This window comes from Microcystis sp. M53598_WE2, from assembly GCF_030067735.1.
In the GTDB taxonomy this organism is placed as follows: Bacteria; Cyanobacteriota; Cyanobacteriia; order Cyanobacteriales; family Microcystaceae; genus Microcystis; species Microcystis aeruginosa.
Map to the genome: position 1 here is coordinate 1 of NZ_JASJFE010000746.1, position 17,675 is coordinate 17,675.

Sequence of the window (17,675 nt, forward strand, 5' to 3'; positions counted from 1 at the left end):
ATTACAGTACCAATTGAGGAGCGTTTTGCGGCTTTGACTGCTCATGTTCAAGGGATTGTAGCGGAAATTCTCGGTATTCCGGCTAGAGAATTTACCAAAGTTGACCAAGGTTTTTTTGAGTTGGGAATGGATTCTTTAATGACGGTGGAATTACGCAATCGTTTAGCCAAGGATTTAGGTAAATCTCTGGCGGCAACTATCACTTTTAAATACCCAACAGTGACCAGTTTGGTCGATTATCTGGTAACTGAAGTTATTGACCTTGACTTTAGTTTAAAACCCTTAGCAATAGGAGCAAATCAAGATAGCAATATTGATCCCCTCAACGAAGAAGACTTATCCCTAGAAGAATTGTCCGATTTACTGCTACAGGAATTAAATTCCTTAGGTTAGAAAAGCAGACCTCAAACCCTATCTAAATAACCTGTTTACCATGACACAAATACCTGCCAAAACTGATCAAATGAGCTTAATAAAAGATGCCTTAAATCAAATTAAGGTCTTAAAAACTAAGCTACATACCCTAGAAAAAGCTAAGAATGAACCAATTGCAATTATTGGTATGTCCTGTCGCTTTCCCCAGGGAGCTAATTCACCGGAAACTTTTTGGGAATTATTGCAATCAGGAACCGATGCCATCAGCGAAATTCCGCCGCAGCGCTGGAATATTGACAATTATTACGATCCTAAGCCCGATGCAAGGGGAAAAGTCTATACCCGTCACGGTGGCTTCTTAAATCAACCGATAGATCAATTTGACGCTGATTTTTTTGGTCTTTCTCCCCGGGAGGTGGCACAAATGGATCCGCAACAGCGATTACTGCTGGAACTAGCCTGGGAAGCTCTGGAAAATGCGGGAATATCACCCTTAAATCGGCGAGGAAGTCAAACGGGGGTATTTATCGGCATGATGACTCAAGATTACTCCCATTTTAGCCATCATCCCGATCTGATTGATGCCTATACGGGAACGGGAAATGCTAAAAGTGTAGCTTCGGGACGTTTATCCTATCTTTTTGGATTTCATGGCCCAACTTTAACGGTTGATACTGCTTGTGCCTCCTCTTTAGTCGCTGTTCATTTAGCTTGCCAAAGTTTACGCAATAACGAGTGTGAAGTTGCCCTAGCTGGGGGGGTCAACCTCATGTTAACCCCCTTCGTTACTATCATGGAATCCCGCGCCCAGATGTTGTCTCCTGACGGTCGTTGTAAAACCTTTGATAGAACAGCGAATGGCTATGTGCGGGGAGAAGGCGGCGGTATTATAGTTTTAAAGTCTTTATCTGCGGCTATTCGGGATAATAACTTGATTTTAGGACTAATTAAAGGTTCGGCCGTTAACCATGGTGGTACGAGTAGCGGTTTAACAGTTCCCAATCAACTTAGTCAAGAACAATTGATTCGTCAAGCTTTAAAAAATGCTCAGGTAAAGCCAGAGGACATTAGCTATATTGAAGCCCATGGAACTGGCACTTCTTTAGGCGATCCCATTGAATTAGGTGCATTATCGACAGTTTTTGCTAAAAATCCCCAACCGGTTTGGGTTGGTTCCGTCAAAACCAATATCGGCCATCTAGAAGCGGCCGCTGGTATTGCCGGACTGATGAAAGTGATTTTATGCTTGCAACATCGACAAATTGCCCCCCATCTCCACTTCCAGCAACCGACACCCCATCTAGACTGGGAAAATCAGCCGCTGAAAGTTCCGACTAAAAACCGTGAATGGGTTAGTGAAAATTCTTCTCGTTTAGCTGGAGTTAGTTCTTTTGGCTTAAATGGCACTAATGCCCATATTATTCTCGAAGAATACCCTTACGAACCTCAAACGACTGCGGCACCTGATTCATCGCCCTATCTGTTCACCCTCTCAGCCAAGACCGAATCGGCTTTAATCAAACTAGCCCAAAAATACGCAAATTACCTAGAAAATGCGAAAAATATTGCTTTAAGCTCCATTTGTGCCACTAGCAATCGCAGTCGCTCCCAATTACCCCATCGTTTCACCTGTATTGTCTCTAGTCACTGCCAACTTCAAGAAAAATTAACCGCTTTCGTTCAAGGTGAACCGAGTTCTTTTCGCCAAAAAAGTGAATTTAATGGCAAAAATCGGGCAAAAATTGCCTTTCTCTTTCCAGGACAGGGTTCTCAATACCCCGGTATGGGAAGGGAACTATACCAATGTTATCCTCTATTTCGTCAAACACTCGATCGCTGTGCTGAGATTCTCCGTCAATATGGGGACTATTGCCTAACGGAGATTATTGACCAAGAAAATCATCTCAATCAAACTTTTTACAGCCAACCTGCCCTATTTGCTCTCGAATACGCCCTTTTTAAACTCTGGGAATCCTGGGGAATTACCCCCCATGGGGTTATGGGTCATAGTTTAGGGGAATATGTGGCCGCCTGTGTTGCTGGAGTCTTTAGTTTAGAAGATGCCTTAAAATTAGTCTTCTATCGGGCTAAATTGATGGATTCTGTGGGAAAAAGTGGTTCAATGGTCGTTATCTCGGCTAGTGAAGCTGAAATTAGTCCCTTAATTGCCCCTTATCAATCTCAGGTCGCTATTGCCGCTATTAATGGTCAGGATAATATTGTCCTGTCTGGTGCTGCAGAGACCATAGAAACCCTGGTAAAACAGCTTCAGGTCAAAAATCTGAAAATTACCCGGTTAAATGTCTCTCAAGCCTTTCATTCCCCTCTGATGGAGGAGATTTTAGACGAGTTCCGACAAATTGCTGAAACTATCACCTATCATCCCCCTCAACGAGCCTTAATTTCTAACCTTAATGGCAAGTTAGTCAATTTTGAGGTCACTACTCCCGATTATTGGTGTCGTCATCTCCGGTGTTCTGTTCGCTTTGCCGATGGGATAAAAACCTTACTGGACAACGGTTATGAGCTATTTGTCGAATGCGGCTCCCATCCCGTTTTATCGGGCATGGGCAGCCTACTGGATAAAAATTATTCTTGTCTTTGGTTGCCCAGTTTGCGTCGTCAAACCTCTGACCGACAACAGATCCTCGAGAGTGTCAGTCAGCTTTATCTGCGGGGATTCGCCCTGAATTGGCAAGAGATAACGGCCAATCAAGACAGTAAACCCTGTATCTTACCGACCTACACCTTTGAAAGAAGTAGTTATTGGCTAAAAACAGGCGACTTGACCCCAGAAGAAGCGCAATTATTGCCTAAATTGTCGAAATATCTCCTAGAAACACCGCCGCAACCGCCAGAAGTTGTCAAAACCACCACCGCATCATCTTCTGGTCATCTAATTACCCTTGACTCTCTTTTGGCCACACCCGCAGAGAAACAGCTTAAACAACTAGAAACCTACATTATCGGTGTTTTAGAACAGATTACTGGTTTATCCGTGGTCAAGCTACATAGCAAGCAACCGCTCTCTAGTTTAGGCTTAGATTCTCTCATGTCCAGTCAATTACGACGTCAACTAGAGGAGGATTTAAAAATTATTGTTCCCGTGGAATACCTAGCGGGATTGAGTATTGAGCAGTTTTTACCGCAAATATTCAACTTAATCACCCAAAACTCCCAACCTGCAACTAGCCACAAAACTCCTCTCCCCTCAAAACAGAAAAAACCAATCAAGACGACTAAAGCCGAAAATATCTCTAATGATCCGAAACTTTGGCTAATTCGCAAACAAGCTAATCCTAACGCCAGCATTCGTCTATTTTGTTTTCCCTACGCCGGTGGGGGTGCCTCCCTATTCCAAAATTGGCTGAATTACTGCCCCAAGCAAGTGGAATTGTGGGCGATTCAACTACCCGGACGCGAAACGCGTCTTCAGGAAACTGCGATTACATCGCTAAAATCCCTGATTAATCGTCTCATTCCGATTCTGACTCCCTATTTAGACCAACCTTATGCTTTTTTTGGTCATAGCATGGGTTCTTTAATCAGTTTTGAATTAACCAGAGAATTGGCTAAAACTCGGCAAAATCTACCCCAACATTTATTTATGTCTGGATTTCGAGCGCCTCAAATTGTCAATCCTGATTTACCCATTCATCGTCTGGGAGATGAGCAATTTTTAACAGCTTTAGGTCATTTTCAAGGAACCCCAGAAACTCTCCTCAAAAATCCCGATTTAATGGCGGCTTTTTTGCCAATTTTACGAGCAGATTTCAAACTCCTAGAGACTTATTCTTATCAACAAGGTCAACCCTTAAATTGTCCTATTACCGTTTTTGGAGGCCACAACGATGCCAAGGTTTCTGCCGATCAATTACAACAATGGCAACTGCAAACCAATCAAGATTTTGTCCTGCATACCTTACCGGGAGGACATTTCTTTATCAATCAACATACGGAGAAAATTATGAAAATAATTTGCCAAAGTTTACGAGAGTTTCCTGAACAAATGACTGCCTAATCAACCAATTATTCAAGGGAGAAAAATCATGACTTTAGATTACAAAGAGCAATACTGTATTATTGGGGCTGGTGCCGCAGGATTAGCGGCGGCTAGAGCCTTAAGCAAAGCCAAAATTCCCTTTAATGTTATCGAATCTGCTCAGGATGTTGGGGGTATTTGGATTTATGACCGTCCCGATAGTCCAATGTATAAAAATACGCATCTAATTGGCCATAAAACCACACAACCTTTTTCCGATTTTCCCATGCCAAAAGATTACCCAGATTATCCCAATCATCGGTTAGTCTATGAATATCTTCGCAATTATGCCGCTCATTTCAATCTCTATGATTTCATGGAATTTAATCTCAGCGTGGAGAAAGTAAAAAAAGCGGGTAACTTTTGGGATGTCACCCTTAGCAACCAAGAAACCAGACGATACCGAGGGGTTTTAATCGCTAGTGGTTATCATAGTAAACCGAATATTCCTCAATTTTCTGGGCATTTTGACGGGGAAATTATCCATTCAAAAGATTATGATAATCCCGCTCAACTAAATGCTAAAAAAGTCCTGGTAGTTGGAGCGGGACAATCAGCCATGGATTTAGTCGTCGAAGCGGCTATTAATGGTAGTAAAACTTTCCATAGTACCCGCCGTGGCTTTCTCTGTATGCCGAAATTTTTGTTCGGTTTGCCCCCAGAATGGGTGATGATTAACACGCCAATCATGAATCTAATTCCAGCCCAAGAACACATGAAAATGATGGCTTTATTATCACCAATAGCTCTATTCTTACAAGGAGTTAATCTCAAAAAACTCAATATTCCTACAGATTGTAAAAGTAACGGTCTAATTATTCCCAACAGTGACCAACAAATCTATCGTTATTATGTGCATGGAGATGTCACCCATAAGCCTAATATCCAAGAATTAGACGGAAAGAATGTTATTTTTGCCGATGGCAGTACAGAAGAAATTGATCTGATTATCTACGCCACTGGTTACAAAATTGAATTTTCTTTTATTGACAAATCAGATTTAAATTGGCAAGAAGGAACCACCCAGCCCAACCTCTATATGAATGTTTTTCACCCAGAGGAAAATAACCTGTTTGTCATCGGAATGGTTCATCCCACTGGCACCCACTGGCGAGTATTTGAAGAACAAAGTAATTTAGTGGCCGCTTATCTACAAGCTCAGGATAAAAAATCCCGGTTTGTCTATAAATTTGAAAAGCTAAAACGTCAAATTAGTGCCAATTTAAGCGCCGACAATAAACACCATAGCGGTACTCACTCCTTAGTGATTGACAAATTGGGTTATATACGCCAAGCCCAAGGATTAGCTCGCCGATTACTGGCTTAAATCTCCCACCATAATTCTCCCCCCCTGAAATCCCTCTCTCTTAACTCCAATGCCCTACATTATTGAGACAGCTACTGGTTTTCCAGAACATTACTATCCCCAAGAAGTTCTAGAAGTCAATATCAGAAATCATTGTGCTAATCTTCTTCAAGATTATTGCCGAGAAAATCAACTCGACTTCCAGGAACAAACCTTTTTTGATTTAGAACAAATTCATCGTTTTTTCAGTAATGTCAAAATTCAAGGGCGATACTTCACTATTCCCCTAGATGAATTCGATGCCGATAATCCTCCTGGAATCGCCCAACCCTTTCGTCAAATGGTCGATCTAACTATGGATTTAGTAACATCGACAGTAACTAATTTGCTCAAAAAAGCCGCTCTTTCTCCCAAAGAAATCTCCCTAGTTACTTCCGTTACTGTTCTTCCTTCCGTTCCTTCCCTAGAAAGTTTACTCCTCAATCGTCTAGATTTTTCCCTCGATATCAAGCGGCAAGCGTTATCCGGTGTCGGCTGTTTGGGAGGCGCCCAAGGATTAGCCAGAGTAAACGATTATCTGCAAGGACATCCCACCGAAGCAGCGATTTTGTTTACCACCGATCCCTCCTCTGGCCTTTGGCAAGGGTCAATTCATAGCGATTTAACGGAATTATTGGGACAATTACCCGAAGATCCGTCTCAATATAGCAATATCATTATGACCCTTGTGGTAGCGGCTTTATTTGGCGATGGAGTCGGCACGGTTCTCTTAGCGGGAGATGAACATCCCTTAGTCAAGCAAGGTAAAGCAAAACTGAAGATTATCGGCACTCAATCGCTGTTAATGCCCCACACAGAGCATTTAATGGCATTACCTTTAACAGACTACGGTTTTCGCCAAATTCTTCGCCCAGAAGTCTCTGATTACGTCAAGGGTGGGGTGAGAAAAGCGGTGACATCTTTACTGGAAAAAACAGGAGTTTCCCTCGAGGAAATTGTCTGTTGGATGGTGCATCCGGGGGGTCCAAAGATTCTCGATGCAATAGTTGAAGAATTTCAGTTAGAACCAGATGTTTTACAGGTTAGTTGGGATATTTTGGCAGAAATTGGCAATATTGCCTCTGCTACTATCCTCTGCATTCTCGATGAAACCCTTTCCCGTCCCCATCCTCCCACGGGTTCCTACGGATTAATAATTTCCATGGGGCCTGGATTTGCTCAAGAAGCCATTTTAGTTCAATTCTAAGGATATTTAAGGATGTTAAGCCAAATAGTTTTCATTGCCCTGATTAGTTACATTATTGTCCAACGAGTGCGCGTTACTCGTCTGAGTAAACAGAATATGGCCAAAGTCTTAGCGGAAGGTGGCAAACTGCATAGTTCTAATTATGTGGGATTCGTCAAGATTTTCCAATCTAGCTGGATGCTTTGCATGATCGGGGAAGTTTATCTGCTCGATCGACCTTTTATTCCAGCATTGGCTTTATTTTCCCTAATTACTACTTTTTTAGCTCAAAAGCTCCGCTATGCCTCCATTGAAGCCTTGGGCGATCGCTGGATTCATCAGGTGGTCACGGTTCCTCAGACACCCGTGATCGACAATGGCATTTATCAATATATCCGTCATCCTAACTGGTGGGCCATGATCACGGAATTAGCGGTGGTTCCCCTGTTTCATACCGCTTATCTGACATCTATAGTCTTTAGTCTCCTGAATGCTTGGTTATTAATCCAACGCATTCCGGCTGAAGAAGAAGCTTTGAGTCAAGACACCAATTATCAAGCAGTTTTCGCCAATACTCCCCGTTTTATTCCTAGTTTTAGCGCAATTTTCTCTCGCAAACAGCAACCGCTTAAAAGTTAATTGCCACGGATAGCAGGGCCGGTTCCCTACGGCCCTTTAATTACCCTTCATACCTGAATTTCAAGGAGAAAAAAAATACTATGGACTCTCTAATTGTTTCCGAAAATATTATTAGCGACAATTTAACTAACGCTCTACAGGAATGGGAAAATTTATTAGGCTCCGAATATGTCAGCACCGATAACAAAAAACGCCTAGAAGCCGAGACCGCTACCTACGAAACCCATGCTAAAATCCCGGCAATTATTCGCCCAGGTAATCGTCAAGAAGTCCAAGAATCTCTAAAAATTGCTAATCGCTATCAAACCCCTGTCTATCCTATTAGTACGGGTAAAAATTGGGGTTATGGTTCGCGAGTTCCTAGCCGCACCGGTTCGGTTTTAATGGATTTGAGTCGATTAAATCAGATTTTGGATTATAATGAAACCCTAGCTTATGTAACTATTGAAGCGGGTGTTACTCAGCGACAACTCTACGATTTTTTGCAGAAAAATGGCAATAAATTATTAATGAGTGTCACCGGTTCGACTCCTGATTCTAGTATTATTGGCAATATTCTCGAACGAGGTGAAGCCAAAGGACCTTTGGGAGATCGCTTTAATCATGTCTGTGGAATGGAAGTAGTTTTGCCCACAGGTGAATGTGTTCATACGGGATTTAATCGCTTTGAAAACTCCCAAATAGGGGCGGTCAATCGTTGGGGAGTCGGTCCTTATTTTGATGGAATTTTTACCCAATCTAACCTAGGAATCGTCACCAAAATGACTTTTTGGTTAACCCCCTATCCTGAATATTTTCAGGCTTTTTTCTATAGCATCGATCAAGAAAATAAATTAGAGTTATTGATCGATAAACTACGTCAACTGAAAATGGCAGGGGTAATTAAAACGACCTTCCACATTAATAATAACTACCGAATGTTGTCCATTCAACAACAATATCCCTGGCAGGAATGCCAAGAAAAAACTCCTTTACCCCCCGATTTGTTAGAACAATTAAGTCATCAATGGGGCGGCGGTGTTTGGATAGGAGAAGGCGCTTTATATTCGGCTTCACCAGAACAGGGAAAAGTCGAAAGAAACCTAATTGAAAAAGCCTTGAAAGGAATTGTCAATAAACTTATGTTTTTTGATGAAAATAAGTTCAAAATGGCCAGCAAAATGAGTCCCATTTTTAAAGTATTTACTGGTGTGGAAATTAAGGACAAGGTGGATTTAATTTATCACAAAAATCCCCAACGAGGAATGATTACCGAAAAAGTGCTGAAGATGGCCTATTGGCGCAAAAAAACGCCCCCCACCGATAGGTTGAATTTAGACCTGGATGCCTGTGGCATGATTTGGTGTGTTCCCGCTGTTCCTTTTCTGGGAAATCATCTCAGAAATGCTCTCAATATTATCAGCAGCATCGCTCAAAAATATGGTTATGAACCTAATATCGGCATTAACTGTGTTACCGAGCGCAATATCAACATCAATGCTGCCATTTTTTATGATCGATTGCTAGAAGGAGAAGACCAAAAAGCCTTAAATTGTCACGATGAAATGTTGGCAGAATTGATCAATCAAGGCTATTATCCCTACCGTCTTAGTACCCACTCTATGAATAGTTTACCCGTAGCCCAAGACGATTATAGTTGCTTAATCCAGAAAATTAAAGACAGCTTGGATCCCAATCACATTCTCTCACCCGGTCGCTACGAATTTCTTTAAATAAGCCTAACAATCTACTGCTAACTACCCATCTCTCCCCCAATTCTAATGACTTCTAGCACTTCTAGCAAATGGCAACATCTCCGAATAGATTATCTTCCTTATATCACCGGTTGGTTTGGTAACTTTATCGTTAACAATGCCCTTCTAACCATGCTAATTTATCGCTACGACCCGGGCATTCCCAATGACTATAACTTGTCCATTTTATTGCCCTCTGCTTTAGTGGGGATAGCGATAATGATTAGCCGTATTGCTGGGGCTTTTGTGCAGCCAGTAGTCGGTTATTTTTCCGATCGCTTTTGGAGTCCTTGGGGCAAAAGAAGACCATTTATACTGGCCAGTTTAGTCCCTTTAATTGGTGGTTTTATCCTGTTGTTTAATCCCCCTAATAACTTAAATCAAACCACTTACTTCATTTATTTAGTCACCATGCTTTGGGTGTTTTATGTGGGTATGGCATCCTATCATGTTCCCTATTTAGCCTGGTTGCCCACTCTCGCTAAAAGCCCAGAAGGAAGGGTTAAATTATCAACTCAAATCGGAATTTTTGGTTTAGTTGGTGCCACCATTGGTGGGATTATTGCCCCTTGGTTAACTGATAGCTATGGCTTTCAGGGAATGGGTATTGCTATTAGTCTTATTGGGCTAATTACTCTAGCTATGCCCTTGCTAGAAAAAGAAGAATATAGTCCTTCTAAGGGGAAATATCCTAACTTTAAAACCACCTTAACGGCGGCTTTTACCAATCGGACTTTTTGTATCTATATGATCACCATGATTTTGGCGTGGATGGTGATTAGTATTATCTCGGTGATTCCGACTTTTTTAGTAATTGCTCTCCTCAAACGAGAGGTAAGTTTTGCCGCCGTGATTAATACTATTATCGTCGGTAGTGCCTTGGCTGGATTTACCCTAGTTCTACCCTTAGCGCGAAAATATGGCAAAAAACTGGTTTTTCAAGGTTCTTTAATCTGGGTTGGTCTGGGTATGATTGCCATGGCCTGTGGTCGTTTTTGGTGGCAAGATTCTTTGATTCCCTGGTTAATCCTTTCGATCATCGCTAATTTAGCCCTAGCCAGCTTTTTTAGTCTGCCGAATGCCATGTTATCGGACATTATCGATCAAGATGCGGAGCAACAGGGAATGGGACGAGAAGCAATATTTTTTGGAACTAGGGGGCTACTAATTCAATTTAGCCAAGGTGCGGGGTCTTTTCTAACAGGATTAATCCTTTCTTTCGGGAAAACTCCTGATAACCCCTGGGGGGTACAAATTGCCTTTTTGTCCGCCGGTATATTATCCCTAGCAGCGGCTTTTGTCCTACGGCCTTATGCCATCAAAAAATAGTTCTTTCCTCGCTAATCTGTTATTACTCTTGACTAAACCCTACTCATTTGGAACTAGATTATGACTTCCCCCAATCCCGTCACTAAGCAGCAAGAAACTGCTATCAAAAAACTGCGATTGCCCTGGCGATTAATTATTACTGGTATCCTAGCGGCTACCTCGGTTTTTGCCTATCCTACCCTGCGTAATGTCCTCTTAGAAGACACCTCTGAATCCACCACCTCAAAAGAAACCGCTTCGTTAGCAATCGATAAGAGCAAGACGGCAGCCTTACCGGTGCGAACCTTAACTTTAAGTCCTGTCACCCATCACCAAGAACCGCGCCGTTATACCGGTAATATTGTGGCTAAACGGACAAGTGAACTAGGATTTGAGCGTTCGGGACAATTAATTAGTTTATTGGTTCAAGAGGGTCAAGAGGTACGCAGAGGTACTTTAATTGCTACTCTAGATACACGCAATTTAGAAGCACAAAAACAAGAACTCATCGCCCAGCGATCGCAAGCTACGGCTAAACTGCAAGAATTACAAGCTGGTTCCAGGAAAGAAAGTATCGCCGCAGCCCAAGCAAAAGTCCGCGATCTCAGGGAACAATTAGCTTTAGCCCAATCTAAATACCAAAGACGGCTAGGATTGTATCAAGAAGGGGCAATTACTAGAGAACAACTCGAAGAAGTGCAAACAGATGTTAATGCACAACAAGCGAGAATTGATGAAGCCCAAAGTCAATTAGATGAACTCAAAGCTGGTACTCGTCCCGAATTGATTTCTCTGCAAAAAGCCGTTATTGACCAATTTGATGCCCAACTGAAGAATATTAAATTAGAGATTGAGAAAAGCCAACTTCAAGCCCCCTACGATGGCACTATTGCCCTCCTTCACGTCAATATTGGCACTGTTGTTTCTGCAAGTAATCCGATCGTTCGTTTAGTGGAAAGTAATAAACTGGAAGCGCGTATAGGGGTTCCCATTGACCAGTCCGAAAACTTACCAATTGGCAGTAAACATCGTTTAAAAATTGGTAACAAAATATTAACAGGACAAGTCACTTCAACCTTGCCCCAAATCGATCCGACTACCCGTACCGCCACGGTTATTTTAAGTTTAAATCAGACTCAGGGCCTGATTCCGGGGCAAGTGGTCAGCCTAGAATTATCTCAATCGGTTCCACAATCGGGCTATTGGTTGCCCACAGAAGCTTTAGTACAAGGCACGAGAGGATTATGGTCTTCCTATGTTCTAGGAGAAGCTAATCCCGATAATCCTCGACAATTTACCGTCAAACGCCAAGATTTAGAAGTTCTAGCGATTCAAGGCGATCGCTTGTTGGTGCGCGGGACTCTCACCTCCGGTGATCGAGTGATCGTCGAAGGGGTTCACCGCATCGTACCCGGGCAAATGGTGGAAATTTGGTAGTCAGTGGTCATTAATCAGCTTTATTATCCCTAATAATCTCCAATGAATAACTTATTTGAACGTAAACCTAGATTACTAATTCTGACCTTAATTCTGATTATTGTCTGGGGATTGTCTTCCTTTCAAATTTTGCCGCGCATGGAAGATCCCGAAACAATTAATCGAGGTGCCACCATTACCACCAATTTACCCGGTGCCAGTCCTTATCGGGTCGAATCCCTAGTGACCGAAAAAATTGAACAATCTCTCTCTAGCATCAAAGAAATTAGCCTGATTGAGTCCTCCTCAGAATTAGGGCGTTCCACGGTCAATATTGAACTTAAAGATGAAGTGACTGATGTGGATCCCGTCTGGTCACGCATTCGCGATCGGATTACCGATGTCATCCCGGAACTACCCCCAGAAGCCCAAAGACCCTTATACGAAGAAGGATATAGTAAAGCCTTTAGTTTATTGACTGCCATCCTTTGGGATCTAGATACCGCTCCTAATTACGCTATTTTACGCCGACTTGGCCAAGAACTGTTCGATGAATTAGAAGCCCTTTGGGGAACCGAAAGGGTCGAGTTAGTCGGGGTTCCGGCCGAGGAAATTTTAGTCGAAATCGATCCGGTGAAATTATCCTCCCTGGGCCTAACCGCCGTCGAAGTTGCCCAACAAATTCAAACCAGTGATGCCAAGGTCGCCGCCGGACAACTTCGCAGTAATCGCAATAATTTATTATTGGAAGTCGATACCAGTTTAGAATCACTCTCTCGGATTCGAGCAATTCCGATTCGTTACAGTAATGAGGGACAATTTACCCGTTTAGGAGATATCGCTCTAGTTACCAAGGGAATTCAAGAACCACCACCAGAACTAACCATTATTAACGGTAAACCCGCTATTGTGGTGGCCGCTATGATGGAATCGGGGCAACGCATAGACGAATGGACAACGGCAGCCCAGGCCAAGTTAGACCTGTTTCGCCCTTCTCTCCCCCAAGGTGTGAGCCTCAAGATAATTTTTGCCCAAAATCGTTATGTGGCTAACCGACTCGATGGATTATTCAGCAACATGATCCTAGGGTTACTCTGTGTCATGGGGACAGCTTTTGTGATGATGGGATGGCAGTCCGCCTTGGTAGTAAGTGTATCCCTGCCTTTATCGATCCTGATGGTCTTTGCCGGTATGAATCTCTGGCAAATTCCCCTACATCAAATGTCGGTGACAGGAATTGTCATTGCTTTGGGACTTTTGATCGATAACGCTATTGTAATTGTCGATGAACTGCAAAAAGGACTACGGACGGGAATAGCTCACCAACATATTGTTGCTGAAACCGTTAAACAGTTAGGGATTCCCCTCTTAGCTTCTACCCTAACCACGATTTTGTCTTTTATGCCGATCGCTCTTTTGCAAGGAGGCACTGGCGAATTCGTGCGTACTATCGCCCAAACAGTGATCTTAGCCTTGGTTAGTTCTCTAATTTTGTCCCTAACGATTATTCCTGTCCTCAGTTTACGTTTATATCAACTGACTCATCGCTCGCACCAGACAAAAACCCATTGGTGGGATACGGGAATTAATTTACCGCTCCTAACGGGTTTGTATCGCCAAATTTTGAAGTTAATTCTCTATTTTCCCGTATTAGGTCTGGTTATTGGCTTGATTATCCCAATTACTGGCTTTGTTGTCGCTGGCACTCTCCCAGAAGAATTCTTTCCCCCGGCAGAACGAGATCAGTTAACCCTAGAAATCGAACTGGCCCCCACCACAACCCTAGAAGTAACTCAGGTAAAAGTGGCTCAAGCTGAAAAAATACTGCTAGATCATCGAGAAATTGGGGAAGTTCACTGGTTTTTAGGGCGTAATGCTCCCCCCTTCTACTATAATCTCTCCGATGGCGTCAAAGACTCTCCTAATTTTGCCCAAGCGTTGATTCAACTTCGGCAAGTTTCTGATGAACCCCAATTGATCGAAACCTTACAAAAACAATTAAGTCAAGCTCTACCGATGGCTAGGGTATTAGTTAGCCCCCTAGAACAGGGTCCACCGGTGGGCGCCCCGATCGAAATTAGGGTTTATGGCTCAGAATTGGAGATGTTAAGGAAAATTGGCGAGTCCCTACGGGAAGAACTGGCAAAAATACCCGAAATAACCTATTCTGTTGCTGATTTAAGTGAAATTCAAGCTAAATTAGCCTTAAAAATTAATGAAGAAAAAGCTCGACTGATTGGTTTGGATAATGCGGCGATCGCCAGTCAATTGGATAACCTTTTAGAAGGTTCTGTGGGTGGCTCGATTTTAGAAGCAACGGAAGAATTACCCGTACGAGTCAGAGTCGCTAATCGCGATCGCGAGCAACTGCCACAAATTGCCTCTTTAAATATTCTCGGTAATTCCGCCACTGCTGAACGGGCGAATATTTCCCTTTCCTCCGTGGCAGAATTTGATTTTCTCCCCGAATTAGCCACGATTCCTCGACGAAATGGCAAGCGAATTAATACGGTGAAGGCCTATGTTCAAGCTGATGCGATCGCTGCAACGGTTTTAGACGAATTTCGCCAAAACTTAGAATCGGGCAAATTTTCCCTTCCGGCAGGGTATCGGCTCGAATTTGGCGGAGAGGAAGAAGAAAGAGATACGGCTGTGGCTAATCTAATTGCTAGTGTGGGAGTCTTGGCGATTCTAATGCTATCAACCCTTGTTCTTTCTTTTAACTCCTTCCGTCTTGCTGCTCTAGTTACTGTCGTCGGTATTAGTTCAATTGGACTAGCCTTATTTTCCCTCTGGTTATTTGAATATCCCCTAGGATTCATGTCGATTTTAGGCACTATCGGCTTAGTTGGGGTTTCCGTTAATGATTCTATTGTCGTGGTGGCGGCTTTACAAGCTTTACCCCCCCATCTTCAACGCCAACGCAAGGCAATCCGGGAAGTGGTCATTGCTTCCACCCGTCACATTCTTACCACTACCTTAACCACCGTGACGGGATTTGTGCCATTATTCCTCTACGGCGGCGCTTTTTGGGAACCCCTCGCTATCTGTATTTCCATCGGGGTGGTCGGAACCACCTTAAGCGCACTGGTATTTGTCCCGTCGGGATGGTACTATCTCGCTCAAGCCCAAAAGGTTTCCCCTCTGTCTGTTTCTGAGTAGCTTGATTAAATACCACTTTTGTAGAGACGTTGCTGGGCAACGTCTCTATTGATTTGGGTAAAAATAGCCTGAAAGTCCTCTCGGCTCCACCGCCCTGATCCGAGAAAATAGGGATAATTGGCTGGGTTAAATATAATCGAGTTTGAAAAATAGATAAGTTTTTTAACAAGAGTAGTTTCAGATACTAATTACCCGATGGACTGGGGTAGAATTGGAAAAACCAGTCAAACTGTTTTAGCCAAGCTACTTAACTATGATGAAAATTAACTTGCTGTTCGGGTTATCTTCCCTTAAAAAATCGATAAAAAACTTTACATAAACTCAAAGGAGACCCTCGTAAATTTCTCATCTAAAAGCGGAGTGAGTTATCGGACAAAGTTTTTAGGTGCTTTTGTTGATTACTTCTTAACCACCATCTTAAAGTAGAAGAAGGGAGATGAAAGTTAATCAGTTACTAAGACTCTACGAACAAGGAGAGCGGGATTTTTTAGCCATTGACTTGATGAGTCTAGACCTACAACAAGTGACTCTGATCGCTGTCAATTTTGCGGCGGCCAATTTGTGCGGAACTAATTTGAGTCGCTCTTTTCTGACTAAATCAAATCTGCGGGGAGCGAGTTTGAATTGGGCGAATTTAACCTATGCCAAATTAAGTCAAGCGCAATTAGTGGAAGCGGACTTAACCAAAGCTAATCTCACCGGGGCCTTTATGGTACAGGCAAACCTGCGTAACTCGCGATTAAGTGGGGCGGATCTTTCCCATGCTAATCTCCGGGGGGCGAATTTATGCGGGGCGAATTTATGCGGGGCGAATTTATGCTTAGTTAATCTCTTGGAGGCAAACCTAGATAAAGTCAATCTCAATTGGGCTAATTTGCAGGAAGCGCGGTTAAGTGGCGCTAAATGTCGTCAGATTTCCGCAAGGGAAGCCAATTTTAGCGGCTCTTTTCTTAAAGAGGTGGACTTTCAAGGGGCCAATTTAGAAAGGGCTAATTTTAGCGAGGCACGTCTGACGGGTAGTGATTTACGCGGGGCTAATTTAGCGGGTGCTAATCTAGCGGGAGCGCGTTTACAAGAGGTAAATCTACAGGGAGCGGACTTGAGGGGTGCTAACTTGACGGGGACTTGTTTTGAGAGCGTCACCGGTTGGACAGAAACCGCCCAAGAAGATGATATTTTTCCCCTAGACTGGTTTCAGCCCCGTTTTGCCACTTAAAAGTCAATATATCTGCCGAAAGCCCCTCCTTTTCCTATCAATTAACGATTAGCTGGAGTGGTTAATCTTTGGTTAGGAATGGGGATTGGGGGAGCATTATTTGGCTCATCCTCGAAGGGTAAAGCAGGGGGAGGAGGAGGAGTGGTAGCACTGGGAGATGGTGCTGGAGATGGCGTGGGATTAACGGCAGCGGGGGGACTTTTCGGGGTGACTACGGGTGCGGGAGAGCTAAAACCGAGGAGAGCTTTGCCAAAGGGAAAAACATTAGCCCAGCGTTGAATATTGGGATGGCCAAACCAATCTTGACGGGATACCTTCACCGAGAGGAGAGGTGCGATCGCCCCTGATTTTTCGGCCGTTATCAATAAATCAATTTTATTAAGACCCTGTTGTTGATTAAAACGACTGATGATAGTTTTCTCTGCTAATTGCGATGCTCTAGTCAATAATCCTTCGTAGGATTCTCCCCGTTTAACTGTGATGGGAAGATTAACAGTGGATTGAGCAAAAACCACATCAACGGCGATAATTCCCGTCAGCAGCGTTAAAACAGTAATAGACTTGTACATAGGACAGACGGTTAAACAGACACTCCCTGGCTAGGGTCGGGATCTTCCCTGTTAGAGTTCCCCGATCGCTTTCTTAAATTACCACGATCGATCTCTGGCCACAATTGAAAATTTTCCGGTAGCAAAATCGTCCTTGGCTCCTAGCAATAGGCAATAGGGGAATAATTAGGGCTGGCTGAATAAATCTAAAAACTTTGTTGGATAATATCTTTAGGCTTTTTTGCCATCAAAAAGTGCCAGTCATTGGAGTGATCAGGGGGGAAAATTCCGGGACTTTTTCCCTGAACATTGGGTAATTGACCACCTGAAAATGGCTAAAACCCCACACCCGACACCCCACCCCCACGAAAAACTGTTTCAGCATAACCTAATTATATTTGGCTATATCGACCAGAGGGTTTTAATTATGACACAAACTAGCGAAACCGTTACCTATTCTCTCGAATCTGTCCTGACAAGGATCGAGAGTAAAATCGACAATCTCCAAAGAGATGTTAATCAGAAAATTGACTCTCTCCAAAGAGATATGGATCAAAAATTTGACAATCTCCAAAGAGATATGGATCAAAAATTTGACAGTCTCCAAAGAGATGTGGATCAGAAAATCGACAGTCTCCAAAAAGATGTTAATCAAAAATTTGACAGTCTCCAAAAAGATGTTAATCAAAAATTTGACAGTCTCCA

Annotated in this window: 12 protein-coding genes; 11 read left to right on the forward strand and 1 reads right to left on the reverse strand. The window is 43.0% G+C overall.

Annotation, left to right across the window (positions count from 1 at the left end; all coding sequences use genetic code 11):
- From PX636_RS15220 to PX636_RS15265, 10 genes are all read left to right on the forward strand, one after another.
- Positions 1–393: acyl carrier protein (locus PX636_RS15220; protein WP_288117722.1), on the forward strand; the 393-nt coding region annotated here is incomplete at its 5' end.
- 70 nt (positions 394–463) lie between these two features.
- Positions 464–4,396 carry a beta-ketoacyl synthase N-terminal-like domain-containing protein gene (locus PX636_RS15225; protein ID WP_288117723.1) on the forward strand — a complete coding sequence of 1,311 codons (3,933 nt, stop codon included), beginning with the start codon at positions 464–466 and terminating at the stop codon, positions 4,394–4,396.
- A gap of 28 nt (positions 4,397–4,424) precedes the next feature.
- Positions 4,425–5,744, forward strand: coding sequence for a flavin-containing monooxygenase (locus PX636_RS15230; RefSeq protein ID WP_002798961.1), 1,320 nt, complete (start codon positions 4,425–4,427; stop codon positions 5,742–5,744).
- Positions 5,745–5,793: 49 nt separating this feature from the next.
- Positions 5,794–6,969 (forward strand): type III polyketide synthase, encoded by a 1,176-nt coding sequence (locus PX636_RS15235; RefSeq protein WP_002731880.1) that lies wholly within the window; start codon positions 5,794–5,796, stop codon positions 6,967–6,969.
- A gap of 12 nt (positions 6,970–6,981) precedes the next feature.
- On the forward strand, positions 6,982–7,587 hold the full coding sequence (locus PX636_RS15240; protein ID WP_002731647.1) for an isoprenylcysteine carboxyl methyltransferase family protein: 606 nt from the start codon (positions 6,982–6,984) through the stop codon (positions 7,585–7,587).
- A gap of 80 nt (positions 7,588–7,667) precedes the next feature.
- Positions 7,668–9,299: an FAD-binding oxidoreductase gene (locus tag PX636_RS15245; RefSeq protein ID WP_002798962.1), complete on the forward strand. Its 1,632-nt coding sequence runs from the start codon at positions 7,668–7,670 to the stop codon at positions 9,297–9,299.
- 48 nt (positions 9,300–9,347) lie between these two features.
- Positions 9,348–10,649, forward strand: coding sequence for an MFS transporter (locus PX636_RS15250; protein WP_002776862.1), 1,302 nt, complete (start codon positions 9,348–9,350; stop codon positions 10,647–10,649).
- 60 nt (positions 10,650–10,709) lie between these two features.
- On the forward strand, positions 10,710–12,065 hold the full coding sequence (locus tag PX636_RS15255; RefSeq protein WP_002798963.1) for an efflux RND transporter periplasmic adaptor subunit: 1,356 nt from the start codon (positions 10,710–10,712) through the stop codon (positions 12,063–12,065).
- 42 nt (positions 12,066–12,107) lie between these two features.
- Positions 12,108–15,206, forward strand: a complete 3,099-nt coding sequence (locus PX636_RS15260) for an efflux RND transporter permease subunit (RefSeq protein ID WP_288117724.1) — start codon at positions 12,108–12,110, stop codon at positions 15,204–15,206.
- Positions 15,207–15,642: 436 nt separating this feature from the next.
- Positions 15,643–16,422 (forward strand): pentapeptide repeat-containing protein, encoded by a 780-nt coding sequence (locus PX636_RS15265; RefSeq protein ID WP_002798965.1) that lies wholly within the window; start codon positions 15,643–15,645, stop codon positions 16,420–16,422.
- Between the two features lie 41 nt (positions 16,423–16,463).
- On the opposite strand, the gene PX636_RS15270 is transcribed toward PX636_RS15265, so the two are convergent.
- Positions 16,464–16,991 carry a hypothetical protein gene (locus PX636_RS15270; protein WP_002798966.1) on the reverse strand — a complete coding sequence of 176 codons (528 nt, stop codon included), beginning with the start codon at positions 16,989–16,991 and terminating at the stop codon, positions 16,464–16,466.
- Positions 16,992–17,397: 406 nt separating this feature from the next.
- Here PX636_RS15270 and PX636_RS15275 point away from each other — a divergent pair.
- On the forward strand, positions 17,398–17,675 hold a 278-nt coding region (locus tag PX636_RS15275; protein ID WP_502882889.1), incomplete at its 3' end, for an OmpH/Skp family outer membrane protein.